Annotated in this window: 20 protein-coding genes; 14 read left to right on the top strand and 6 right to left on the bottom strand. The window is 67.0% G+C overall.

What is annotated here, in order from left to right; genetic code table 11:
• Positions 1 to 100: 100 nt before the first annotated feature.
• Entirely contained in the window at positions 101 to 1,069 is a 969-nt protein-coding gene (trxB, locus tag ACZ1J6_RS13220) for a thioredoxin-disulfide reductase (protein ID WP_132263362.1), read from the top strand.
• 44 nt (positions 1,070 to 1,113) lie between these two features.
• Here the strand turns inward: trxB and ACZ1J6_RS13215 are convergent, their stop codons facing one another.
• Genes ACZ1J6_RS13215 through ACZ1J6_RS13200 form a run of 4 tightly spaced genes read right to left on the bottom strand, consistent with a single transcriptional unit; the run spans position 1,114 to position 3,915 of the window.
• Positions 1,114 to 1,893 carry a hydrolase 1, exosortase A system-associated gene (locus ACZ1J6_RS13215; protein ID WP_431566915.1) on the bottom strand — a complete coding sequence of 260 codons (780 nt, stop codon included), beginning with the start codon at positions 1,891 to 1,893 and terminating at the stop codon, positions 1,114 to 1,116.
• Complete coding sequence (locus tag ACZ1J6_RS13210; RefSeq protein ID WP_431566914.1) at positions 1,890 to 2,561, bottom strand: hypothetical protein; 672 nt, start codon at positions 2,559 to 2,561, stop codon at positions 1,890 to 1,892. Before ACZ1J6_RS13210 ends, ACZ1J6_RS13215 begins: the two co-directional genes overlap by 4 nt.
• 22 nt (positions 2,562 to 2,583) lie before the next feature.
• Positions 2,584 to 2,847 (bottom strand): phosphopantetheine-binding protein, encoded by a 264-nt coding sequence (locus ACZ1J6_RS13205; protein WP_132263357.1) that lies wholly within the window; start codon positions 2,845 to 2,847, stop codon positions 2,584 to 2,586.
• 39 nt (positions 2,848 to 2,886) lie between these two features.
• Positions 2,887 to 3,915, bottom strand: coding sequence for a GNAT family N-acetyltransferase (locus ACZ1J6_RS13200; RefSeq protein ID WP_431566913.1), 1,029 nt, complete (start codon positions 3,913 to 3,915; stop codon positions 2,887 to 2,889).
• A gap of 35 nt (positions 3,916 to 3,950) precedes the next feature.
• On the opposite strand from ACZ1J6_RS13200, the gene ACZ1J6_RS13195 reads away from it, so the two are divergent.
• The 13 genes from ACZ1J6_RS13195 (at position 3,951) to ACZ1J6_RS13135 (ending at position 22,438) form a co-directional block, all read left to right on the top strand.
• Positions 3,951 to 5,489: an acyl-CoA ligase (AMP-forming), exosortase A system-associated gene (locus tag ACZ1J6_RS13195; RefSeq protein WP_465128116.1), complete on the top strand. Its 1,539-nt coding sequence runs from the start codon at positions 3,951 to 3,953 to the stop codon at positions 5,487 to 5,489.
• Positions 5,486 to 6,712 carry a pyridoxal-dependent decarboxylase, exosortase A system-associated gene (locus tag ACZ1J6_RS13190; protein WP_431566911.1) on the top strand — a complete coding sequence of 409 codons (1,227 nt, stop codon included), beginning with the start codon at positions 5,486 to 5,488 and terminating at the stop codon, positions 6,710 to 6,712. Before ACZ1J6_RS13195 ends, ACZ1J6_RS13190 begins: the two co-directional genes overlap by 4 nt.
• Before the next feature lie 169 nt (positions 6,713 to 6,881).
• Complete coding sequence (locus ACZ1J6_RS13185) at positions 6,882 to 7,541, top strand: XrtA/PEP-CTERM system exopolysaccharide export protein (protein WP_132263350.1); 660 nt, start codon at positions 6,882 to 6,884, stop codon at positions 7,539 to 7,541.
• Between the two features lie 31 nt (positions 7,542 to 7,572).
• The gene (locus ACZ1J6_RS13180) at positions 7,573 to 9,093 is read left to right on the top strand and encodes an XrtA system polysaccharide chain length determinant (RefSeq protein WP_132263349.1); all 1,521 of its coding nucleotides are present in this window, start codon (positions 7,573 to 7,575) and stop codon (positions 9,091 to 9,093) included.
• Positions 9,094 to 9,102: 9 nt separating this feature from the next.
• Positions 9,103 to 10,212, top strand: coding sequence for a P-loop NTPase family protein (locus tag ACZ1J6_RS13175; RefSeq protein WP_465128115.1), 1,110 nt, complete (start codon positions 9,103 to 9,105; stop codon positions 10,210 to 10,212).
• Positions 10,209 to 11,927, top strand: coding sequence for a preprotein translocase subunit YajC (locus tag ACZ1J6_RS13170; protein ID WP_431566909.1), 1,719 nt, complete (start codon positions 10,209 to 10,211; stop codon positions 11,925 to 11,927). Before ACZ1J6_RS13175 ends, ACZ1J6_RS13170 begins: the two co-directional genes overlap by 4 nt.
• 18 nt (positions 11,928 to 11,945) lie before the next feature.
• Entirely contained in the window at positions 11,946 to 13,160 is a 1,215-nt protein-coding gene (locus tag ACZ1J6_RS13165) for an XrtA/PEP-CTERM system-associated ATPase (RefSeq protein WP_431566908.1), read from the top strand.
• A 31-nt stretch (positions 13,161 to 13,191) separates the two neighbouring features.
• The gene (locus ACZ1J6_RS13160) at positions 13,192 to 14,115 is read left to right on the top strand and encodes an XrtA system polysaccharide deacetylase (protein ID WP_431566907.1); all 924 of its coding nucleotides are present in this window, start codon (positions 13,192 to 13,194) and stop codon (positions 14,113 to 14,115) included.
• Positions 14,112 to 15,188, top strand: a complete 1,077-nt coding sequence (locus tag ACZ1J6_RS13155) for a FemAB family XrtA/PEP-CTERM system-associated protein (protein WP_431566906.1) — start codon at positions 14,112 to 14,114, stop codon at positions 15,186 to 15,188. The genes ACZ1J6_RS13160 and ACZ1J6_RS13155 overlap by 4 nt, the downstream gene beginning before the upstream one ends.
• The gene (locus ACZ1J6_RS13150; protein WP_431566905.1) at positions 15,188 to 16,438 is read left to right on the top strand and encodes a TIGR03087 family PEP-CTERM/XrtA system glycosyltransferase; all 1,251 of its coding nucleotides are present in this window, start codon (positions 15,188 to 15,190) and stop codon (positions 16,436 to 16,438) included. The genes ACZ1J6_RS13155 and ACZ1J6_RS13150 overlap by 1 nt, the downstream gene beginning before the upstream one ends.
• Positions 16,428 to 17,990 (top strand): exosortase A, encoded by a 1,563-nt coding sequence (xrtA, locus tag ACZ1J6_RS13145; protein ID WP_431566904.1) that lies wholly within the window; start codon positions 16,428 to 16,430, stop codon positions 17,988 to 17,990. Before ACZ1J6_RS13150 ends, xrtA begins: the two co-directional genes overlap by 11 nt.
• Positions 17,991 to 18,001: 11 nt before the next feature.
• A complete protein-coding gene (locus ACZ1J6_RS13140; protein ID WP_431566903.1) occupies positions 18,002 to 19,897 on the top strand; it encodes an XrtA/PEP-CTERM system amidotransferase in 1,896 nt (631 codons plus the stop codon).
• Between the two features lie 240 nt (positions 19,898 to 20,137).
• Positions 20,138 to 22,438: an EAL domain-containing protein gene (locus ACZ1J6_RS13135; protein ID WP_431566902.1), complete on the top strand. Its 2,301-nt coding sequence runs from the start codon at positions 20,138 to 20,140 to the stop codon at positions 22,436 to 22,438.
• A 381-nt stretch (positions 22,439 to 22,819) separates the two neighbouring features.
• Here the strand turns inward: ACZ1J6_RS13135 and zapE are convergent, their stop codons facing one another.
• Together zapE and ACZ1J6_RS13125 are read right to left on the bottom strand one after the other, a co-directional pair.
• Positions 22,820 to 23,935: a cell division protein ZapE gene (gene zapE / locus ACZ1J6_RS13130; RefSeq protein WP_431566901.1), complete on the bottom strand. Its 1,116-nt coding sequence runs from the start codon at positions 23,933 to 23,935 to the stop codon at positions 22,820 to 22,822.
• Complete coding sequence (locus ACZ1J6_RS13125) at positions 23,932 to 24,390, bottom strand: PaaI family thioesterase (RefSeq protein ID WP_134093116.1); 459 nt, start codon at positions 24,388 to 24,390, stop codon at positions 23,932 to 23,934. The genes zapE and ACZ1J6_RS13125 overlap by 4 nt, the downstream gene beginning before the upstream one ends.
• Positions 24,391 to 24,418: the final 28 nt, after the last annotated feature.

Genomic DNA, 24,418 nt, shown 5'->3' with positions numbered 1-24,418 from the left:
CAAGTATTTCCTTACAGCGTGCGGCGCTTGGCAAACCGGGGTGCTTGGCCCTATCTCGCGCCCCAACGATATTCGACACATTCACGCCGGAGACTTTCACATGGCGACGACGCACAAGACCCGCATGCTCATCATCGGTTCCGGCCCGGCCGGACTCTCGGCCGCGATCTACGGCGCGCGCGCCGGGATGGAACCGATCGTGGTGCAGGGTCTGCAGCCCGGCGGCCAGCTTACCATCACCACCGATGTCGAGAACTACCCCGGCTTCCGCGAAGTGATCCAGGGCCCCTGGCTGATGCAGGAAATGGAGGCCCAGGCCGTCCACGTCGGCACCCGCATGATGTACGACATCATCACCTCGGTGGATCTGAACGGCCCGATCTTCACCGCGATCGGCGATTCGGGCGACATCTACGAGGGCGACACCCTGGTGATCGCCACCGGCGCGCAGGCGCAGTGGCTGGGCGTTCCGGGCGAGCAGGAACTCTCGGGCAAGGGCGTTTCGGCCTGCGCCACCTGCGACGGCTTCTTCTATCGCGGCAAGAAGGTCGTCGTGATCGGCGGCGGCAACACCGCCGTCGAGGAAGCGCTCTACCTGACCAACCATTCCGACGAAGTGACCCTGATCCACCGCCGCGACAGCTTGCGCGCCGAGAAGATCCTGCAGGACCGCCTCTTCGCCAACCCCAAGATCAATGTCGTCTGGGACAAGCGCGTAGAGCGCTTCATGGAAGGCGAGAACGGCGAACTTCGCGCCCTCGCGCTGATCGACACCAAGACCGGCGAGCAGAGCGAAATCCTGACCGACGGTGCCTTCGTGGCCATCGGTCACGCACCCGCGACCGAACTGTTCAAGGGCAAGCTGGCCATGGACGAGACCGGCTATCTGCTGGTCCAGCCGGGCACGCCGAAGACCGACATCGCCGGCGTCTTCGCTTGCGGCGACGTGATGGACCATGTCTATCGCCAGGCGATCACCGCTGCGGGAACCGGCTGCATGGCCGCGCTCGACGCCGAGCGCTATCTCGCCGCGCGGGACTTTGCCGAAGCGGCGAAAGTCGAGGCCTGAGGGTTTGCGTAAGGGGTTCGGGGATTTCCTCGAACCCCTTACGCCTAATCTGCGGCCAGCACGTCCAGCACTTGCGCAAGCAGCCAGTCCTGCGCGTCCGGCTCGACGTAGCTATGAGTCGCGCCGGCACAGCGCCGCACCCGGGGGTCCGCCTTCTGCCAGTGCGCCATGAAGGCAAGGCCGGTGCGATCCCGCTCGGCCACGAGCAGGCGAACGGGGCCTGAAAAGCCGGCGATGCCTGCCGCGATTTCCTGCGCGAGGCCGACGGGCTGGGCACGGGCCGGAAGTACGGCCGCCACCAGGCTGCGGACCAGCTTGCCTACCGCCACCTGGCCGGTCAGCAGACGCTTGATGGCAGCCGGATCGGCCAGCCGGCGCCGATAGTGGTCGCGCACGACTTCGGCCGGGGCCTCCGCGGCGGTGTCCTCGATGGTCCAGGGATTGGAAAGCACCAGCCCGTCCAGCCCCGCCCCTTTCGCGAGCATCAGCGCGCTGGCGGCGTCGCAGTTTCCGAAGCCGATCACGCGGCGAAGCCCCGGGCATTCCGCGCGGAAGGCTTCCAGGGCGGCGCGGATATCGGGGGCGCTTGACCGGAATTCGCCGTTCTCACCCTCGCTGTCGCCCACGCCGCGGCGATCGAAACGCAGCACGGGGTATCCTTCCGCCGCGATGCGCGCCGCGAAGCGGGCCTGGCCGTTCCAGGCACCGGCGCGCACTTCGTTGCCGCCGGAGACCAGCAGGAGACCGGTCTCGCCCGGTACCCCGTCGAGCGTGGCGACGAGGCGGGCGCCTTCGCAGGAAAACGTGAAATGCCGCCGCGTCATGGTTGCATGGCCTCCACCAGAAGCGCGGCGAGGGCATCGGCCTGCGCCGCGTCCTCGTCCGGCTCGGCGCGGAGCCAAAGGCCGCTGCCGCCGATCCGGTCCTGGGCGATGACGCTTGCCCCGATCGCAGGTTCCAGGCGCTCCAGGTCGCGAAAAAGCGCGCTGCCGAGTGGATATCCCGCCAGCACGAGACCATCCTCGCGGGCGGCGACCGTCAGGGCCTCGCGGTTTTCCTCCAGCCCGGCCTCGCGACTGGCCAGCATGCGCGCGCGAAGCATGCCGCGCAGGATCTGCGCGCCCTTCACCGGGGCATAGTGGAACGCGGGGAGGGGCGGCGTGAACAGGCAGCCGCCGCGCAGGCCCAGCGCATGGGTCGCGCGGAAGTGCTGCGCCGCGGCACCCATGGCGTCCTGCCAGTGCCGGGCATCTTGCCCTGGCAGGCCGGAGAGGCTCTCGTTCGTGCCGGGAAGATCGGGCAGCACACTGTCCATACCCGCACGGTCGAGCCGCCGCATGACTTCCACGGTGAAGCGGCGCAGGCGATTGCCCTCGTCGAACAGCGCGGGCACGATCAGCAGGCGGCAGGCGCGTCCGCTGCCGAAAGCGAGCGCCTGTTCCTCCTGGGAGCCTCCGTCGGGAAGCGGGCAGAGCCAGGTCGCGGGGGTCATCGGGCGATACCCCCCGCGCGGGTCATGCCGCGGTGCGCTTGGCTTTCGCGAAGTCCAGCAGGCCGCCGAAAGTCTCCAGCATCTCGCCGTCGATCTCGTCGTCCTCGATGATGATGTCCAGCCGGTCTTCCAGCTCGGTCAGCAGGCCGGCCACGGCCATCGAATCCAGCTCGGGCAAATGCCCGAACAGGCCGGTGTCGGCATCGAACGTTTCTGCCTGCCCCTGCTTGAGGCCCAGTACGTCCGTCAGGATGCGGCGCAGCAGCAGGTCGGTATCGTCTTGCATGGCCCCTCTCTTCGGGCATTGTCTTTAGTCTCCGCGCCTCTAGCCGCGCTTCGCGGTTGCGGCAAGGTACTGTGCACCTGCCCCCAGAATGCCGCGGGCGAATTCGCGGCCGAAATGCGGCCAGTTCAGCGGCGACCAGGGGCGGAACATGTCCAGCCGATATCGCGGCCGCACAATTTCCATCCAGTCGCGCTTGTAGGGATCGTCGCCGGTGCCGAAATCCACGAGATTCACCCGGTCCATGTCGATGACGTGGCGGAACAGCGCAGCGCTGAGCACCGAACCCGGCGAAAGCGGCTTCGCGGCCTCGCGGTGTGCCAGCTTGTGAATCCAGGCGGTGCCGTGCTCGACGGTCCACATCTGCGCGGCGACGGGCTCGCCGTCCGCCAGCGCCAGGCCAAGCCGCAGCCGCCCGGCCCGGCCTTCGGCCTCGGCAAATGCGCGCAGGAAGGCGGGACTGCCTTCGTGGGGCTTCCAGCTTTCGGCATAGATCGATTCGTAGGCACGCCAGACGTCCGCATCGAAGCGGTCGAGCACCCGGGTTTCCACTTTGCCGGACTTGCGCTTGAGCGTGGTGCGCAGCTTGCCGGGACGGGAAACGAGGTATTCCGCGTAATTGCGGCCATCCACCGGCAGGACGTGGTTGGTGTCGCAGGCTTCGCGGCGGACGCGCCAGCCGGCATTTCGAAATGCCGTTTCGAGGCGCGTGGCGCTGCGATCCTCGTCAGGTAAGCCGCTCAGCGTGATGCGCCGCGCCTTGCCCGCAAGGTCTGCCGCCAGCGCCTGGAGCAGCCCGTCACTGCGCGAGGCGAGGGGGCGATAGCGGAACGTGTACCAGTTCGACAGCGCCTGGAGGTGGCCTCCGGTGCCCTGCAGCGGCAGCACCGCCAGGTCGTCCTCCTCGCGCGCAACGGCGATCAGCGGAGCAAGACTGCAATGCTCGGCCAGTCCCTGGAACCAGGCGAACCGGTCGAACGGCGCGCGCTGGTTGCTCTCGGAAAGCCAGGCAGCTAACTGGCCATCCGATTGCACTTGCTTAAGATCGCGGTGATAATCGACCTCTATCACGTCCCGTTCGAACCCCTGCGGAGCCTATCCCCGTCATGACCGGCAGTACCGAAAATCCGATCCTGCCGCTCGACCATCTCGCCCTGCGCGGGAAGGATTCGGCCGAGGCGCTCGTGCTGCGCGGGGAGGTACTGGACTACAAGGCATTAAGAACGCGTGTCTCCCGCCTTGCGGCTTGGCTGGCGCGCGTGGTGCCGGAAAAGGGCGCGCGCGTGGCCTCGTGGGCGGCGAAGGGCGAACTGACCTGCCTGCTGCCGCTGGCCGCGGCCCGCGCCGATCTGGTCCATGTTCCGGTGAACCCGCTGCTCAAGCATGCGCAGGTCGCCCATATCCTGGCTGACAGCGGCGCGCTGGTGCTGATCGGCACGCCCTCGCGCCTGGCATCGCTGGGCGAGGGCGATGTCCCGCCGGCCTGCCGCATCATCGAGGAAGGCGCTGCGCTGGCTGAAGCCGCGGAGCAGGGCGGAGAACTGCCGCCCTCCGCGGCCGATCCCGACGAGCTGGCCGCGATCCTCTATACCAGTGGCTCCACCGGCCGCCCGAAAGGCGTCATGCTCAGCCATGCCAACATGTGGCTGGGGGCAGAGAGCGTGGCCGAATACCTGGGCCTCGCGGCCGACGATCGCACTCTCGCCGTGCTGCCGCTGTCCTTCGATTACGGGCAGAACCAGCTGCTTTCAACCTGGTATGCCGGGGGCTGCGTGGTGCCGCTGGACTACCTCATGCCGCGCGACGTGGTGAAGGCCGTGGACCGCCATGCCATCACCACCTTGGCCGCCGTGCCGCCGCTCTGGGTGCAGGTTTGCGAGCTGGACTGGCCTGCCGACGTGGCAGCGAACCTGCGCCGTCTCACCAATAGCGGGGGCGCGTTGACGGTCGATCTCGTGCGCCGCATGCGCGCCCTGTTCCCGCAGGCGCGGCTCTTCGCGATGTATGGCCTGACCGAAGCCTTCCGCTCCACGTACCTCGACCCCGCGCTGATCGACACGCATCCCAGCTCGATGGGCAAGGCGATTCCCCATGCCGAAGTGCTGGTCGTGACGGAAACCGGCAGGATTGCCGCGGACGGGGAGGAAGGGGAACTGGTCCATTGCGGCCCGCTGGTCGCCCAGGGCTACTGGCAGGACCGGGAGCGCACGGCGGAACGCTACAAGCCCGCACCCGCCGGATCGCGCTACGGCGGCATGGCGGTATGGTCGGGAGACCGCGTGAGGCGCGATGCGGAGGGCCTGCTCTATTTCGTCGGCCGCCGCGACGCCATGATCAAGAGCGCCGGCAACCGCATCAGCCCGCAGGAAGTGGAAGAGGCGGCGCTGGCGACCGGGCTCGTCGCCGAGGCGGTGGCCCTGGGGTTGGCGGATGCGCGGCTGGGGCAGGCGGTTCATCTCGTGGTCCGCGCGGCGCCCGGTGCTTCAGGCGCAGAGGAAGAATTGCCCCGTAAACTCATGCAGGAACTGCCGAATTTCATGCAGCCCAAAGTGATCCACTGGCGCGCGGCGCTGCCGATCGGGCCGAACGGCAAGATCGACCGTACCGGCCTTGCCGCCGCGCTCGCCGTGGAGATCCTGGCATGAAGGCGCTCGGTCCGATCCCCGCCGGGTTCGCGGCGATCGACGGCGTTCTGGCGGTCGGCGGCAAGCCGGTGACGCAGTGGGCGGCGCAAGCGGGCGACACGCCGCTGTTCCTCTACGAAGCGGACCGCGTGCGCCGCCGCGTGGCTGAACTGCGCGCGGCCATGCCCGAGCGCCTGGCACTGCACTATGCCGTTAAGGCCAATCCGTTCCCGCCGCTGCTGGCCTTGATGGACGGACTGGTGGACGGGTTCGACATCGCCTCGGGCGGGGAACTCGAGATCGTGCGGGGCGCGGGGATCGACCTTGCCGCCGTCAGCTTTGCCGGCCCCGGCAAGCGCGACCGCGAGTTGGAAGCGGCGATTCGCGCGGGCGTGACGCTCAATGTCGAATCGGAAGCCGAGGCCCGGCGCGCCATTCGCATCGGCGAATCGCTGTGCCTGACGCCGCGCCTTGCCATTCGCGTGAATCCGGATTTCGACCTCAAGGGATCTGGGATGAAGATGGGCGGCGGTGCCAAGCCCTTCGGCGTGGATGCCGCGCGGGTCCCGGAACTCGTGCGCGAGATCCTGGCCAGCGGCGCGGACTGGCAGGGCTTCCACATCTTCGCCGGAAGCCAGGCGCTCGATGCCGAGGCCATTGCCGAAACGCAGGGCCAGACGCTCGACCTGGCCGCGCGGCTGGCGCTGCAGAGCGGTGCGGTGCCGCCCCGCTGCAATCTCGGCGGCGGCCTTGGCATTCCCTATTTCCCGGGCGACACGCCGGTCGATCTGGCACTGGTGGGCGCGCGGCTGGCGGAGCGCTTCGAACGGCTGCCCGAGGTCTTGCAGGGAACGGCTTTCTGCATCGAACTCGGCCGCTATCTCGTTGGCGAATCGGGCATTTACATCGCGCGCGTGATCGACCGGAAGGAGAGCCACGGCGAAGTGTTCCTCGTTACCGACGGGGGCTTGCATCACCAGCTTGCCGCCTCGGGCAACTTCGGCACGGTGGTTCGACGCAACTACCCCTCCGCCATCGCCACCCGCTTCGGCGCCGATGTGGAGGAGGAGGCCTCGATCGTCGGCTGTCTGTGCACGCCGCTTGACAAGCTGGCCGACAAGGGCGGGTTTCCAAGGGCCGATGTGGGCGATCTGATCGCGGTGTTCTGCGCCGGGGCCTACGGCGCTTCGGCCAGCCCGGCGAACTTCCTCGGCCAGGGTCCGGCGCTGGAAATGCTGGTCTGACCCGGCGTTAGCGATTGGCGCCATGTTGTCCCATAGCGGGACCGCATGGGAATCGCGCTGTCAGGGCTAACGCAATGTTCACCCTTTTAAGCGATAGGCGAGACTGGAAATTTGCCCGGTCCGCCAGTCCCGTACTTGCGGAGAAGCGGGCGCCTTGAGGGATTAGCCTATGCCGCATCGTCGCCCCATCGGACTTCTGGCCGGCCCTGCGCTCGCCGGGATGTCGCTTGCCGGCATGTTGCTTTCGGGCTGTGCCAATGCCGCGCCGAAGCCTGAGCTTCCGCCCGCTCAGTTCGTGGCGATGCAGGAAGGGCCGAGCGAGGAATACGTGATCGGTCCGCTGGACCAGCTTACCGTGTTCGTCTGGCGCAATCCCGAGCTTGGCGCCAAAGTGCAGGTGCGGCCCGACGGGCGGATCACCACGCCGCTGATCTCCGACATGCCCGCCGTCGGCAAGACCCCTGCCATGTTGGCCGAGGACATCCGCCTCCAGCTTTCGCAATATATCCAGGACCCGCTGGTGTCGGTGATCGTCGACGGCTTTTCCGGCACGTACAGCCAGCAGATCCGCGTCGTGGGCGCGACCGAGAAGCCGGCTTCGATCCCCTATCGCGCCAACATGACCGTGCTCGATGCGATGATCGCGGTGGGCGGTCTCTCGGAATATGCCGCCGGCAACCGTGCGCGGCTGATCCGCTTCGACAAGGCGAGCGGCAAGCAGACCGAATATGCGCTGCGGCTGAGCGACTTGCTGAAGAAGGGCAAGAGCAAGGCCAACGTCATGCTGAAGCCGGGCGACGTGATCATCATCCCGGAAAGCATGTTCTGAGGATCGGACCTGACGGGAACGGATTGGCGCAATGAACGGCCTCTACGAAGAACTGCTCGCAGCCCTGCATAGCGTCTGGCACCGGCGCTGGATCGCGCTGGCGGCTGCCTGGGCGATCTGCCTGTTGGGCTGGCTGGTCGTGGCGCTGATCCCGAACACCTACGAATCGCGCGCGCGCATTTTCATCCAGCTCGACGATGCCCTGGCCGAACAGGTCGGCATCGGCGTGGCCGACAAGAAGCGCGATATCGAGCGTATCCGCCAGACGCTGACGAGCGCCGTGAACCTGGAGAAGGTCGTGCGCGGCACGCGGCTTGGCGACACGATCCAGTCGCCCAAGCAGATGGAATCCGCCGTCCTGGGCCTGGGCAAGAACGTCTCGGTCGTGGCGCAACAGGACAACCTGTTCGAAATCACCGCGACCGCCAACTACGCCTCGTTCTCGGATGCCGAGAATGCGCAACTGGCCCGCGAAGTGGCGCAGAAGCTGATCGACATCTTCCGCGAGGAAAACCTTTCGGGCGACCGTGGCGACATGGTCGAGACGCTGGAATTCGTGAACCAGCAGCTTCGCAGCCGCGAGAAGGAACTGGAAAGCGCCGAGCAGCGTCGCACCGCTTTCGAGGCCGAGCATCCCGAAATGGTGCTGGGCGGCGCCGCCGTGGCGCAGCGGCTGGAAAGCTCGCGCACTCAGTTGCGTGATCTTGAGGCGGACCTCTCCGCCGCGCAGAGTTCGCTGGCGGCCATCGACGGCCAGCTCGCCGGAACGCCGCGCACCGTCGCCGGCGGCGGCGCTGGCGGGGCCGCGGGTGCGCTTGCCGCCGCCCAGGCCGAGCTTTCGGCCATGCGCGCGCGGGGTCTGACCGACAACCATCCCGACGTGATCGTGGCGCGCAACCAGGTTGCCGCATTGCGCGGCCCGGCTGCGCAGGAAGCGGCCAATGGCGGCGGCACACCCAACCCGGCCTACAGTTCGCTCCAGTCGATCCGTGCCGAGCGTCTCGCCAATGTCCAGGCGCTGACCTCGCGCAAGGCGGCCCTGCAGTCCGACGTGGCCTCGCTCACGGCATCCGCGATCCAGGACCCCGAACTCGCCACCGAGGCTCAGCGCATCAACCGCGACTATGACGTGCTTCGCCAGCAGTACGACAAGCTCCTGCAGGACCGCGAGGAACTGCGCCTGCGCGGCGAAGTGAAGACCGAGCGCGAGGCCGTGAAGTTCCAGGTGGTCGACCCGCCGACGACGCCGCGCAAGCCCGTCGCGCCGAATCGTCCGCTCCTGCTCGTGGGCGTGCTCATGGCCGGGATCGTCGGCGGCTGTGCCGGTGCCTTCGCCCTCGGCAAGGTCCGGTCGGTCTTCGCGACCACGGCCGGGCTGGAGCGGGCCATCGGCCTGCCGGTGCTCGGTGCGATCTCGCAGAACGTCACGGACCATGTGCGCCAGCTTCGCCGCCGCCGGCTCAAGTATTTCTTTGGTGCGGGCGCGGCGCTTTGCGCGCTCTGCGTGGTGCTGCTCGCGGTCGAGTTCATCCAGCGCGGCATGGTGGCCTGAGGAACGGCGATGACGGAACACAGCAAGATCCCGCTTTCCGGGCATGACGACGCGGCGCACGAAGCCGAAAACCAGCCTCAAAAGCAGGCGCCGACCGGGCGCACCCGCGGCCCCGGCGAATCGCTGATCGAGCGCGCCGCCGGTCGCTTCGATTTCAACGCGATCATCGCGCGTCCCGGCCCGCTGCCGGTCGAACCGGCGCGCAAGGCGCCGGCTCCGGCCGACCCGCCTGCCGCCGTGCCTGCCGCCCCGACCGCCTCTGGCGCGCCTGCCTCTGTGCCGCCGCCATTCGCCGCGCCCTTGGCTGCCGAACAAGAACCCGCGCCGCCCCTGGCCGCGCCGCCCTTGGCTGAGCCGCCCTTTGCCGCGCCGATCGCCTTCAGCGACGACCATCATCCGATCGACCGCGAGCACTTGCGCGAGCAAGGCCTGATCGTGCCCGAAGGCACCGTCACCGCGCTGCTCGAAGAGTTTCGCATCGTGAAGCGCCAGCTTCTGGTCCAGGCCGCCGACTTGCGCCGCCAGGGCGCGGGCGCCGCCTCGCAGCGCATCCTGATCAGTTCGCCCCATCCCGGCGAAGGCAAGACTTACTGCGCGCTCAACCTCGCCCTGTCGATCGCGGCCGAGAAGGAGAGCGAAGTCCTGCTGGTCGATGCCGACTTCGCCAAGCCCTCGATCCTCTCCGCACTCGGCCTGCCGGGCGGTCCCGGGCTGATGGATGCGCTGATGGACGAGACCATCGATCCCGCCGCCTGCGTGCTCGGCACCGATATTCCGGGGCTCTGGATCATGCCGGCGGGCGATGCGACGATCAACGACAGCGAATACCTCGCCTCCTCGCGCACGGCCGAGGTGCTGGAGCGGCTGACCGAGAACGCGCCGCGCCGCATGGTGATCTTCGATTCGCCGCCCGCGCTGGCAGCGTCGCCCGCCGCGGAACTCGCCAAGTACGTCGGCCAGACGGTGGTGATCGTGCGCGCCGACCGCACCGGGCAGGGCGCGCTGGAGGATGCCATCTCGCTGCTGGGCGCCTGCCCCAACGTCCAGCTCCTGCTCAATGACGCGCAGTTCAGCCCGAGCGGTCGCCGCTTCGGCTCCTATTACGGATACAAGGGATGAAGTCGGCTTCCTGGACCTCGCTGGGGCTGGCCGCCTTGACCGCCGTGGCCGCGCTGCCCGTGCAGGCGCAGACCATGGGCTACGACCAGGTCGGCGCCGGCTCCGACGAGGCAGCTTCGCCAGCCGACAGCCCGTCCGGCGGCGGCAAGCCAGGCCGCGGCGAACGCGGCAAGGGCACGCGCCGGCTGGAAGTGACGCCTTATATCGAGATCGACCAGATCGTCGACGCGCAGCTCTCGCCGGGCAATGACGTGCTCACATATACCCAGCTGGCGGCGGGCGTGGACCTGGGCATCTCCGGGCGAAACAATGCCGCCTCGGCCTCGGTGCGCTACGAGCGCTACATCGGCTGGGGCCGGAAGGCACAGGACGGCGACGCCATCAGCGGCATCGTGCGCGGCTATACCACCATCACCCCCGGGTTGACGCTGGAAGCGGGCGCACTCGCCACCCAGGCGCGCGTCCAGAATGGCGGATCGGCGCTTTCCGCCGGCCTCACCAACGACGGGACGCGGACGAACATCTATTCGGTCTACGGCGGCCCGTCCTTCAAGACGCGCGCCGGCGATGTGGACTTCTCCGCAAACTACCGCGCCGGTTTCACCAAAGTGGAGCAGCCCGATGCCTATGTCGCCGTACCCGGCGGCGCGGCGGGCGATCTGTTCGACAAGAGCGTGACGCAAGTGGCCGATGTCGAGGCCGGGGTCGCGCCGTATGTCGTCGCGCCGGTCGGCCTGGGCGTGGCGGGCAGCATCTATCAGGAGGACGTCTCCAACCTCGACCAGCGCGTGCGCGACATGCAGGCGCGGGCATTGGTGACCGTTCCCGTCAGCCGCACCGTGCAGGTGGTGGGCGCGCTCGGCTACGAGGATGTGGAAGTCTCCAGCCGCGACGCGGTGCGCGATGCTGACGGCAATCCCGTGGTCGGCCGCGACGGACGCTATGTGACGGACAAGAGCGCCCCGCGCGAACTGGCCTACGATGTCAGCGGACTGCTCTGGGACGTGGCCGTGATGTGGCGCCCCAGCCGCCGCACCTCGCTTTCGGCCCATATCGGCCGCCGCTACGGCTCCACCAGCTTCGGCGGCACCCTGGCCTACGCGCCGGACGACCGCAGCCAGTTGAGCGTGGGCGTATACGACAGTGTCAGCGGTTTCGGCGGACAGCTTGGCCGCGCGCTCGATCAACTGCCCGACGATTTCGTGGCCGTGCGCGATCCGGTGACGGGCGAGCTGCGCGGCTGCGTCATTTCGCTCGATGGTAACAACTGCGTTTCCGGCGCGCTGGGTTCGGTGCGTTCGGCGGTCTACCGGGGCCGCGGCATCGCCGCGAGCTATTCGCGCGAGATCGGGCGTCTCAATGCCGGGATCGGCGCTGGCTACGACCGCCGCGACTTCATCGCCGGACGGAACACCGTCCTGGCCGCCGCGGACGGCGTGATCGACGAGAACTGGTGGATCGCGGCCTATGTCAGCGGCCAGCTCGGCCGCGATGCAGGCTGGTCGGCCAATGTCTACGCCAACTGGCTGACCAGCACCGATGCCCTGACCGGCAATGTCGAGGGCTACGGCGCCACGCTCGGCTATTACCGCATGCTGGCCCGCCGCCTCCGCGCGACGATGGCCCTCGGGATCGACGGGGTAACCCGGAACGATCCGCTATATGACGACTACTGGACCGCGTCCGCCCTTGCCGGCGTGCGCTACAGCTTCTGATTGCGAAGGAGAGCAGGGATGTTCGAACAATTCTACGGGTTCGAGGGCCGGCCTTTCCAGCTCACGCCCGATCCGGCCTTCTATTTCGAGAGCGCGACGCACCGCAAGGCGCTCTCCTACCTCGGCTACGGCCTGGCGCAGGGCGAGGGCTTCGTGGTGATCACGGGCGAAGTGGGCGCGGGCAAGTCCACGCTCGTCTCGCACCTCATGGCCACGATCGACCCGGCGCGCCTGACGGCCGCCTGCGTCGTCACCAGCGCGCTGGACGGGGAAGAGATCGTCCATGTCGTGGCGCAGGCCTTCGGGCTGCAGGTGTCCGGGCATGACAAGGCCTCGGCGCTCGGCGCGATCGAGACATTCCTCCATTCGGAAGCCCGCGCGGGCCGCCGCTGCCTGCTGATCGTGGACGAGGCACAGAACCTCTCGGTCGATGCGATCGAGGAGCTGCGCATGCTCTCGAACTTCCAGCTCGGCTCGCATCCGCTGCTCCAGACCCTGCTGCTGGGCCAGCCCGAGTTCCGCACGACCCTGCTGGAGAGCAACCAGCTCGAACAGCTGCGCCAGCGGGTGATCGCGACTCATCATCTTACGGCGATGGAGCCGCGCGAAGTGCAGGCTTACGTCGAGCACCGCCTGAACTGCGTCGGCTGGAAGGGCAATCCGGGCTTTGACAACCGCGTCTTCGCCGAAGTGCACGAGGCCACCGGCGGCATTCCGCGCCGGATCAACCAGATCGTCAACCGCCTGCTGCTGCTGGGCGCGGTCGAGCAGCGCGCATTGGTCGATCTCGAGATGCTGGCGGATGTCCTGGCCGAACTGGACGAGGACGGCACCCGCGCGCTGGTCAGCCAGCAGGCGCCTGTCGCCGAGGCGGACGGACCGGTGGCGGCCGCAAGCCAGCCGGCACCCGCGTCGGTGCTTCACCCCGACGCGCTGGATGCGGCGGCAGCCATCGCGCTGATCGAATCGGCACTGGCGGGTCGCGATTCGCAGATCGACGAGCTTCAGCATGCGGTGCTGGAACTCGCGGCCAATGTGGAACGCCAGAAGGAGGCACCCGCTTCCGGCGGCGAAGCCCAGATCGCCGCGCTTCAGGAGCAGCTGGCCCAGGCCGCGGCGCATAGCGCGCGTCTGGAAGCCCGCCTGGAAGAGCAGGAGCGCACCCTTCGCCACACGCTCACCATGCTGATCGAGTGGTTCGAAGGCGGCGAAGGCCAGCGGCAGGCAGCCTGAATTTCGAGCCGGTTCCGTAAGGATAGACGCCATGGATGAAGCCAGAGCCTCCAGCGGCCCCGTCAACGGGCTATCGGTCGATGTCGAGGACTGGTTCCAGGTCGGCGCTTTCGAAACCGTGATCGACCGCAGCGACTGGCCCGCCATTCGCACCCGGGTCGAGCGCAATTGCGACGAGATTCTGGCGCTGTTCGATGCGGCCGGGGTGAAGGGCACGTTCTTCACGCTCGGCTGGGTGGCGGTGCGCCATCCACGGCTGCTGCGCCGCATTGCCGAAGCGGGGCACGAAATGGCCAGCCACGGCTGGGATCACGAGCGGGTGTTCCGCATGGACGCCGCCACTTTCGGACGCGACCTCGACATGAGCCGCAAGGCCATCGAGGATGCTGCCGGGGTCAAAGTGAGCGGCTACCGCGCGCCCAGCTTCTCCATCGATGCGCGTACGCCCTGGGCCTTCGACGTGCTGGCCGAGCAGGGCTATGCCTATAGCTCCAGCGTCGCGCCGATCGCGCACGACCACTATGGCTGGCGCGAAGCGCCGCGTTTCGCCTTCCATCCGCTTGCCGACAGTCCCCTGGTGGAGATCCCGGTGACCACCGCGACATTCGCCGGCCGCCGTCTGGCCGCGGGCGGCGGCGGGTTCTTCCGCGTGCTGCCTTACGGGTTCTCCCGTTGGGCGATCCGCCAGGTCAATGCCGAAGGGCGACCGGCGGTGTTCTACTTCCACCCCTGGGAGATCGACCCCGACCAGCCGCGCGTGCCCAATGCGCCGCTGCGCTCGCGTCTGCGGCACTACACCAATCTCGGCCTGATGGCTGGAAAGCTGCGGCAGTTGATCGGCGACTTCCCGTGGGGGCGTATGGACGAACTCGCTGTGCGCGAAGCGGAACGCGCGCCCACGCTGGTCATGGGGCCGGGTGGAACCCTGGCGCCGGCCGGGGCGCTGGCTGCATGAACGCGCGGTTCGCTCCCGTCACGGGCGCGGTGAGGCTGGTCGATCTCGCCGATCCCGGCGAAGTCGCGCGGCTGGAGCTGTTCACCGCCCGCCACCCGCAGGCGACGCCGTTCCACCGCCCGGCCTGGTTCGTCTCCGTGGCCCGGGCGACGGGCAATCACGCCCTGGCGCTGGTCGAAGAGAGACAGGGCGAAATCGTGGCTTTCCTGCCGCTCGACGCCATTCATTCGCCGGTGTTCGGCCGGCTGCTGGCCTCGTCCGGCTTCGCGGTGGGCGGCGGTCTGCTGACGCGCGAGGGTGCGGATGGCGGAGCGATCTTCGCGGCGCTGGAGGAACTCGCGCTGCGCCGGTCCTGCCCGGCCATCGAACTGCGCGGCGGCGTATTGCCCGAGGCGGGGCGGGGCTGGACGCTCAAGACCGAGAGCCACTGCAATTTCGCCCGCCCGCTCGCGGCCGATGACGAGGCGCAGCTTCTGGACGTGCCGCGCAAGCAGCGCGCCGAAGTGCGCAAGGCGCTGGCGAACGATCTTGACGTGGAGGTCGGTACGAGCGAGCGAGACCGCGCTGCCCATTACGCCGTCTTTGCGGAAAGCTACCGCAATCTCGGTACGCCGGTGTTTCCGCAAAGGCTCCTCGGCAGCGTGCTCGATGCGTTCGGCGAGGATGCCGACGTGCTGACCGTGCGCCACCAGGGCCGGGCGGTGGCCAGCGTCATCACCCTTTACCACCGCGGCGCGGCCATGCCCTATTGGGGCGGGGGCACTCAGGAAGCGCGCCGGCTTCGCGCCAATGACCGGATGTATTTCGAACTGATGCTCCATGCGCGCCGGCGAGGCTGCACGGTGTTCGACTTCGGTCGCTCCAAGACCGGCAGCGGGGCCTATCACTTCAAGCGCAACTGGGGCTTCGAGCCGGAGCCGCTGACGTATGCCGCCTGGACCGCGCCGGGCGCGGCGCGGCGCGAAGCCGATCCCACCAGCAGCAAGCTCTCGCTCCAGATCAGGCTGTGGCAGCGCCTGCCTCTGGCCGTGGCCAATCGGCTCGGACCGCTGATCGCGCGCGGCATCGGCTGATGGGCGAGATCCTTTTCCTGGCCCACCGCATTCCTTTCCCGCCTGACCGGGGGGACAAGATCCGCTCGCACAATCTGTTCAAAGCTCTGGCGCGGCTGGCAGCGGTCCACCTCGGCTGCTTCGCGGACGATGCCGCCGATCATGCCTGCGAACAGGAGATGGCCGCACTGGCGGCCAGCCATATCCTGCTCGATCGCGGGAAATCCCTGCCGATCGCCGGGTTGCAGGCGCTGGCGAAAGGGCAGCCGCTCAGCCTCACGGCATTCCACGACCGGCGCATGGCGGGTTGGGTGAACAAAGTGCTGCGCAGCCGCCCGATCGAGACGATCTTCGTCTTTTCCGGCCAGATGGCGCAATATGTCCCTGAGGATTTTCGTGGTCGGCTGATCGTCGATCTGGTCGACGTCGATTCGGCGAAGTTCGAGGCTTACGGCGCCAGGGGAAGCGGTTTTCGCAGCTGGATGGAGCGCCGGGAAGGGCGCCTCCTGCGCGCCGAGGAAGCGCGGATCGCCTGGCGTGCAGACCGCACCCTGCTGGTGAGCAAGGCCGAGGCGGCGCTCTTCGCCGCGCGGCTGGACGAGGCCATGCCCGGCCGCTCGACCTGCCGGGTCGAGGCCGTGGGCAACGGCATCGACAGCGTACTTTTCGATCCCGCCCGGACCCTGCCGGAGCCGCGCCTGGCCGTGAAGGAGGGCGCTGCGGGGCCGCGCATCGTGTTTACCGGGCAGATGGACTACGCGCCGAACATCGCGGCGGTGGAGCGGGCGATCACGCGCATCCTGCCGCGGATTCGCGCCCGCCTGCCGAGGGCCAGCCTGCACGTCGTCGGCCGGAACCCGCCGCCTTCGCTGCTGTCCCGTCATGGACGAGATGGCGTTCACGTATGGGGCCGGGTCGAGGATATTCGCCCTTGGCTTGCCGCCGCGGACATGGCTCTCGTGCCTCTGGAGATCGCGCGCGGGGTGCAGAACAAGGTGCTGGAGGCGATGGCCATGGAACTGCCCGTGGTGCTCTCGCCCGGCGCGGCCACGGGTATCGAAGCCGAACATGGCCGCCATTTCTTCGTGGCCGAAAGCGACGAGGCGCTGGCGAATGCCGTCGTCCTCCTGGCCGAAGACCCCCAAAGCGCTCGCGCCATGGGACTGGCCGCACGCGAATGGATCCTCGCTCATGCAAGCTGGCAGGCGGCGCTTGCCAGCCTGCCGCGCATGATCGGCCTGCAGACGGAAAACCTGATCGATGCCGCCTGAGACCCTGGCCGTGAATTCTTCCCTGCAGGGGCGCTGGCAGGACGTTCCGGCGCGTTGGCGCCCGGCGCTCGTTCGCTGCGGCGCCGCCATGCTGGCGCTGCTCCTCCTGTTCGGCGGAGACTGGGCGGCGATGGCGCGGCAGTGGTGGGATATCTCCACTTACAACCACATCGTCCTGATCCCGCCGATTCTGGGCTGGCTGGTCTGGCAGCGCCGGGCGGAACTGGCGAAGCTCGAACCGCTCTGCTGGTGGCCCGGCCTTATCCTCATGGCGGGAGCTGCCTTCCTCTGGCTGCTCGGCGCGCTCTCCGGTCTCGACCTTGCGCGGCAGGCCGGGGCGGTGGCGATGCTCGGCTCTGCCGTCCCCTTGCTGCTCGGTCCGCGGGTGACGGCGGGCGTGCTGTTCCCGCTCTGCTACATGGCGTTCCTGGTGCCGGTGGGCGAGGAACTGGTCGAAGTGCTCCAGACGATCACGGCGAAGATCACCGTGGCGCTCACGCATTTCAGCGGCATTCCCGCCACGGTCGACGGCGTCTTCATCGACACGCCGGCCGGGCTGTTCGAGGTGGCGGAAGCCTGCTCGGGCGTGAAGTTCCTGATCGCGATGATCGCCTTCGGCCTGCTGGCCGCCAATGTCTGCTTCATCAGTTGGCGCCGCCGGGCGGCTATGATGCTCGCGTGCCTCGTGGTGCCGATCCTGGCCAACGGCGTGCGCGCCTGGGGGACGATCTTCGCCGCGCAGTTCGTGGGCGTCGAGAAGGCGGCCGGATTCGACCACATCGTCTACGGCTGGATCTTCTTCGCCGTGGTGCTGGCGGTCGTCATCGCGGGTGCCTGGCGCTTCTTCGATCGTCCGCTCGACGCGCCGATGATCGATGTCCCCGCGATCGTGCGCTCGCCTTTCCTGTCGCGGCTGGAAGCGGGCAGGGCTTCTGCCGTTGTGACGCTTGCCGGCATCGCGTTGCTGGTCGTGGCCGCCAAGGGCTGGGCGCTGGGCGCCGAGAGCCTCTCCGCGCCCCTGCCGGACCGGATCGAGCTTCCGCAAGTCGCCGGCTGGAGCCGGGCCGACTATGCCCCGGCAATCTGGTGGGAGCCGCGCGCCGAGGGCGCCGATCACCGCCTGCTGGGCCGCTATACCGACGGACAGGGGCACAGCGTCGATGTCTTCCTGGCGCTCTATGCCGGACAAGGCGAAGGCCGCGAGGCGGGCGGCTTCGGGCAGGGCGCGCTGACGCCGGGCAGCGCCTGGTCGTGGCAGTCGCCGGGGCCGGCCTTCGCGCAAGGCCGCAGTGAACGCTTCCTAGGCAATGGCAGGATCGAGCGGCTGGCCGTCACCTGGTATCGTACCGGCGACATGCTCACGGGGAGCAATGCCCACCTCAAGCTGGCGGTCATCGGTGACAACCTCCTGCTGCGCGCCCGTCCCACCACGACGCTGATTCTCTCGTCCGAGGACAGCCCGGGCGCTGCTGCGGCCGATTCCATTGCCCGTTTCCTGACGGCGTCCGGCCCCCCGGATGCGTGGATGGACCGCGTGACCAAGCTCCGCTAGGCCCTTCGCATATGTGTGGCATCGCCGGTATCTACCATCTCGAGACGCCCAAGCCGGTAGACCCGCTGCGCGTGGAAGCCATGTGCGACGCGCTGGCGCATCGCGGGCCGGACGGGAGCGGGGTCTGGACCGCGCCCGGCGTCGCGCTGGGCCACCGCCGCCTCTCGATCATCGACGTCGCCGGCTCCCCGCAGCCCATGGCATCGCCGGACGGGCGGGCGATGCTGGTGTTCAATGGCGAGATCTACAACTACCGCGAACTGCGCCGCGAACTGCGTGAGACCGGCGCCGAATTCCGTACCGATGGCGACAGCGAGGTCATCCTCGCCGCCTGGCAGCGCTGGGGACCGGACTGCGTTTCGCGCCTCCACGGCATGTTCGCCTTCGCGATATATGACCTGGAAGCGCGCAGCCTCTTCCTCGCGCGCGACCGGCTGGGCGTGAAGCCGCTGTTCCTGGCACCGCTCAGCGACGGCAGCCTGGCCTTCGGGTCCGAACTGAAAGCCTTGCTCGCGCATCCGCTGCTGCGCCGCGAGATCGATCCGCTCGCGGTCGAGGACTATCTTGCCTGGGGTTATGTTCCCGATAGCCGCGCGATCCTGAAGGGTGTGACCAAGCTGCCCGCGGGGCATTCACTGCTGCTGCGCCATGGCGCGCCGCTGCCGCGCCCGGTGCAATGGTGGGACATTTCCTTTGCCGAGCGCCGCCGGGGCCGAGTCGCCGATCTGGAGGCGGAACTGCTGCACCTCCTGCGCGAGGCGGTGTCGTCGCGCATGGTCGCGGACGTGCCGCTCGGCGCCTTCCTGTCGGGCGGCGTGGACAGCTCCAGCGTGGTCGCGCTCATGGCGGAGAACAGCGGGCAGCCGGTCAAGACATGTTCGATCGGTTTCGACATCGCTGCGCTCGACGAGAGCGACTATGCCGCGGAAATCGCCCGCCGTTTCGGCACCGACCATCGCGCCCGGCAGGTCTCGCCCGACGATTTCGAGGCGATCGACGGCCTCGCCGCGATGTTCGACGAGCCTTTCGCCGATGCGTCTGCCCTGCCGACCTGGCGCGTCTGCCAGCTGGCGCGCGAATCGGTGACAGTCGCCTTGTCCGGCGACGGCGCGGACGAGGCATTCGCGGGCTATCGCCGCCATCTGTTCCAGCGCAGCGAGGACCGCGTCCGGGGGTTCATCCCGCAGGCGATTCGCGGACCGCTGTTCGGCACGCTGGGCGGGCTCTATCCGAAAGCCGACTGGGCGCCGCGTCCGCTGCGCGCCAAATCGACCCTGCTCTCGCTCGCGGCGGACAGTGCCGAAGGCTATGCCCGGTCCATCGGTTTCACCCCTCCGGAACTGCGCGACAGGCTCTATTCCGACGATTTTCGCCGCCTTCGCGGTGATTACCGCGCGGAACGGTCCGTTCAGGACCTGATGCGCGCTGCGCCGGCGCGATCCGGCCTCGATCGCGCCCAGTATGCGGATCTCAAGCACTGGCTGCCGGGCGACATCCTGACGAAAGTGGACCGCGCAAGCATGGCGGTCAGCCTGGAAGCGCGCGAGCCGCTGCTCGACCATCGCCTGATCGAATTCGCCGCGAGTCTTCCCGAACACATGCGGGTGCGCGGCGGGCAGGGGAAGTGGCTGATGAAGCGCACCATGCGGCGTTTTCTGCCGGACCAGATCCTCTATCGGCCCAAGCAGGGCTTCGTCACGCCCATCGCCCAGTGGTTCCGTGGCCCCCTGGCGCAGTCGGCCCGGCAGATCGCCTCCAGCGCCGCACTCGCCCGCACCGGTTGGTTCGATGCCCCGCGCCTCGGCGCCCTGGTGGAAGACCATATTGCGGGACGAAGCGACCACTCGCGCCTACTCTGGCAACTGCTCATGCTCGACCGCTCCCTAACCCATTTGGGGATCTCCTGAATTTTCCCCCTTTCGCCGGGGAATTGCCGGGTTAACAACGGCCTGCGAAATTTATCGTGAAGGCGAGTTAACCTAACTTCTTCTTAGGACCTTTGCTCTAACCCCGGCAGCGACAACGTCATCGCAGGGTGTGCATGAAGTTAGCAGCGCATCAGTACACGATTGAATTGCGGACGCTTTCCGACGAGGAAAGCCATGTCCTGCGTGAGGGCGTAGAGGGGAATGATTTGCGAGGCCATCATGTCTGACCTCGGCGCAAGGGCCGCGAAGATCTGGAAGAGCGCCAGATTCCGGATCGTCTTCTGGGCCGCACTCACGGGCGTCATCCTGGGCGTGACCGGAGCCGCGCTGCCGCTGGAGGACGTGCTCGTGAACGGGCGTACGCTTCTTCGCAGCCGTCCTTCCGATGGCCAGATCGTACTCGTGTTTCAGGACGACAAGACGCTCCAGCAACTTCGGGTCTATGAACTGTCACGAGGCGACGACGCTACCGTTACGCAGCAGCTGTTCAAGGCCGGGGCAAGGCGCGTATTCTTCGATCGTTCGATGGGCTACTTCAGCGAAGACAAGGGCAACGAAGAGTTCATCAACACGTTGAAAGCCCATCGGGGAAAGATATTCCTCGGAGGAATGCCGAGTACGGATGGAGGGGCCGGAAATTACGCCGGTACAATCCCGGCGGCTGCGTTTCGTGCCAACGTCGACGTCGTGTCACTCATGGCGCTGCATCACCCGTTCAATCTCAGTATCAGCCTGCCGTTCGCCTCGAACAGCCCGATTGGTGTGCTTCCTACCCTGGCGGCAACCATCGCAGGGGTTTCCGGTCCGACTGACCGGATATTCCGACCGGACTATTCCATCGATCACAAGACCATTCCGACAGCAAGCTACGTCGATGTTCTCAGGGGCCGGATCGATCCCAGGATCGTCAGCGGCAAGGATGTCATCATCGCACCTAGCGCTGACATCTATCACGACATCCATCCCCTGCCGACCCAAGGCTACGCGCCGGGCGCTTACATCCACGCCATTGCAGCGGAGACCTTGAAGCAGGGCGTTCCGACCGAGCTTGGTTGGCTGCCGCCTTTCATGCTGGTGCTGGTTGTTGTCGTATCGGGCGTCGGGCGCGGGCGTGTTCTGGATGTCTATCGCTTTTCCGGTCTGGTCGCCGTGTTGATCGCTGCCCCTCTGGCGCTCGATCATTTTCGTATCCAGGTCGACATCGTGCCTGCCATTGCCATGGCTGCCGTAGCGGTATTCCGCATGCGAAACCTCGACCGCGTCGAAGTAGCAGGAGAAACCAATTCGGGGTCCGGCCTGCCCAGCGTCCAGGTTCTGCGCAAGTACGAGGCGGTTTCGAGCCGAATCCTGGTCGCGCTTCAGATCCGGAACTATGGCGCGATCATCGGCAGCTTCGCCGAACATGTCGAGGCGCAAGTCGCCAACGAGATCGTCCGCCGCATCCGGATCAGCGACAGCGAAGTGGTGGTCTACCACGAAGGCGGCATGTTCATGTGGCTCTCGACCATCCGCAGCACGTTCGACTTGTTCGAGAACCTCGAAGGACTGCACCGGATCGTCCAGAATGGCATCCAGGTCGGCGGTCTGGACATCGACCTTTCTTTCAACTGCGGGATCGATTCGGAGTTCGACCGGCCGGTATCCAGCCGCGTCGCCAGCGCCATGCAGTCGGCCGAGGAGGCAGTGCGCAACGACGAACTCGTCTACAAGTTCGACAGCCGCAAGCACGAGGCGCAGTGGGAAATCTCGCTGCTGACCCAGCTCGACCGTGCCATTGACAATGGCGAGGTCTGGGTGGCCTATCAGCCCAAGCTCGATGTCGCGAGCAATCGGGTTACAGGCGCTGAAGCTCTCGTACGCTGGACGCATCCGGAGCGCGGTCCGATCAGCCCGGACAAGTTCATCCGCATCGCGGAAGAATTTCACCGGATCGAGCGCATTACGCGCTTCGTGATCGACGATGCCGTTCGCTCTGCCGTGGAACTGCGCCGCCAGGGCCTCGACATGACGGTGTCGGTGAACATTTCCGCGCAGCTTCTGCGCAACCCCGGCCTGCCGGTGATGATTGCCGAGATCCTCGATACCTACGGTCTGCCCGCAGACCAGCTGATTCTCGAGATCACCGAGACCGACCGACTCGATCGCAGTTCGCGGACCTTCCAGATGCTGCAGAAGCTGGTGCAGTCGGGCATCCGGCTGTCGATCGACGATTTCGGGACGGGCAACGCGACGATCGACTACTTGCGCTATCTTCCCGCCACCGAGGTCAAGATCGACAAGGTCTTCGTCCAGGCGATGGAAGGCAACAAGGAAGACCTCCTGCTCGTCCAGTCGATCATCGAAATGGCCCATTCGCAGGATCGCACAGTTGTGGCCGAAGGCGTCGAGACGCAGGCGGCTCTGGAGATCCTGCGCGCCATGCAGTGTGACGCCATTCAGGGCTACTATGTCAGCCGCCCAGTCCCATTCCGGGATCTCCTGACGCAGATCGTGGGAAGAGAGACTCGAAGAACTGGTTAAAAAAGTCTTGATGACTTCTTAACCCATTGTTATCCATGTCCTCAGCCGCAAAATAGCGGCGGATCACATGGGGTAATGTTATGTACAGCTGGTACTGGGGCGGCCTCGGCCGTTAATCGCCATTTAGGCGGCGGCGTTTCGTTGATTATCTCATCGAAACGCCGCACTCACCAGAAAACCCTGGATATCAGCCATTTAACGCTGTCTTGGGTCGGTTGAGAAAGTTAATTACGCGGCTCACGCCTCTTCCAATTAGGAACGAGGCGTTTTTATTGGCCCTAACAAGGCCTTGCCAGCGTCGTTATTCGGACAAGTATCTCCGCTCGCGAAAGCCTCCCGGGGGCTTCGCGTTAACGACCGATTCGCAAATCGTTAACGATTTCAGTCTTCGCCGTGACCCATGGCGAGATAGCCGGCGCTCTGCATCTCGTTGAGACGGCTTACCGTGCGCTCGAATTCGAAGCGTCCATCGCCGGCCTGATAGAGGTCTTCCGGCGAGGCATCGGCCGCGGCGATGAGCTTTACCTTGTTCTCGTAGAGCGCGTCGATCAGCGTCACGAAACGCGCCGCCTCGTTACGGCGGTCGGGACCCATCCTGGGAATCCCCACGAGAATGACGGTGTGATAGGCGCGGGAAATCGCCAGGTAGTCGGCCGCCCCACGGGCTTCGCCGCAGAGCCGCTTGAAACTGAACACGCCCACGCCCTTGAGGCTCTTGGGGACGTGAAGCATGCGCCCGCCGCCGACGTCGAGGTCCGCTGAAGGGACATGGTCGCTGTCCTCGGGCGGATAGTCGGTAAGGCGGTAGAAGGCCTCGCGGGCCTGCTCGGTGGCTTCCTCGCCCAGCGGGTAGTGCCAGGTGGCCATGCCGCCCAGGCGATGGAGCCGGTAATCCGTCGGCCCGTTCAGCGTCAGCACGTCCAGTTCCTTCTCGATCAGGTCGATGAAGGGCAGGAAATGCTCGCGATTCAGGCCGTTCTTGTAGAGATCCTTCGGCGCACGGTTCGATGTGGTGACGATGGTCACGCCTTCATCGAGGATCAGATGCGTGAAGAGCCGGCTCATGATCATGGCATCGGCGGAATTGTTCACCACCATCTCGTCGAAGGCGAGAACGCGCACGTTGCGCGCGATCGTGGCGGCGACGGGCGGAATGGGATCGCCGCTTTCCTTGCGGCGTTCCTCGCGCAGCAGCGCGTGGACTTCCAGCATGAAGGCGTGAAAATGGATCCGGCGCTTTTCCTCGATGTCGAGCGTCTGATGGAACAGGTCCATCAGCATCGACTTGCCGCGCCCGACACCGCCCCACATGTAGAGACCGCGGGGGGAGGGGGCTTTCTTGCCCAGCAATTTGCCGAAGAGGCCGGTCGAAGTCCGCGCCTTGTAGATCTCGCGCTGGAGCTGGTTGAGCCGCTCGGCCGCGGCGGCCTGCTCCGGGTCGGATCGCAGTTCGCCGGTGGCCACCAAGGCCTCGTAGCGTTCGAGCATCGCGGTCATCGCACGCTCGGCTTGCGAAGAGTGCCGAGGAAGCTGGACACGAGACGGTCTCCCTGCTCGACGGAGCCGCGAAGGAACACGAGACGGCCCGTTTCGCGCATCACTTCGCACAATACGTCCAGCGGTTCGCCGATTTGCCCCGCGCCTATGAACTGGTTGTGCAGGTCCAGCGTCACCGAGCCGGACACCTGGGCGCCGAGCACGCTGAACATTGTCGCGAACATGGCCACGTCCACGAAGGCGAGAGTGACACCGCCGTGGACATTGCCGTGCATGTTGCTGTGGCGGCGTTCCAGATCGAGCAGGCGGACGCGGGCACTGCGCTCGCCTTCCCGCCTGATGATCATCGGTCCCAGCCCGACCGCGTTGAAGCGGGTATCGTCGTCGAGCGTCCAGGTGAACCAGCCCGGATGACCCGGGGCCGGTTCGTGGATGAATTCCGCGTCAGGCTGCACGACGAAGGGTCCGCGATCCGATCCTGCG

The sequence above is a fragment of the Novosphingobium sp. BL-S-21 genome, from assembly GCF_055521655.1.
Note: the sequence above shows the minus strand (reverse complement) of the source record. Positions and strands in the feature narration are given on the sequence as shown.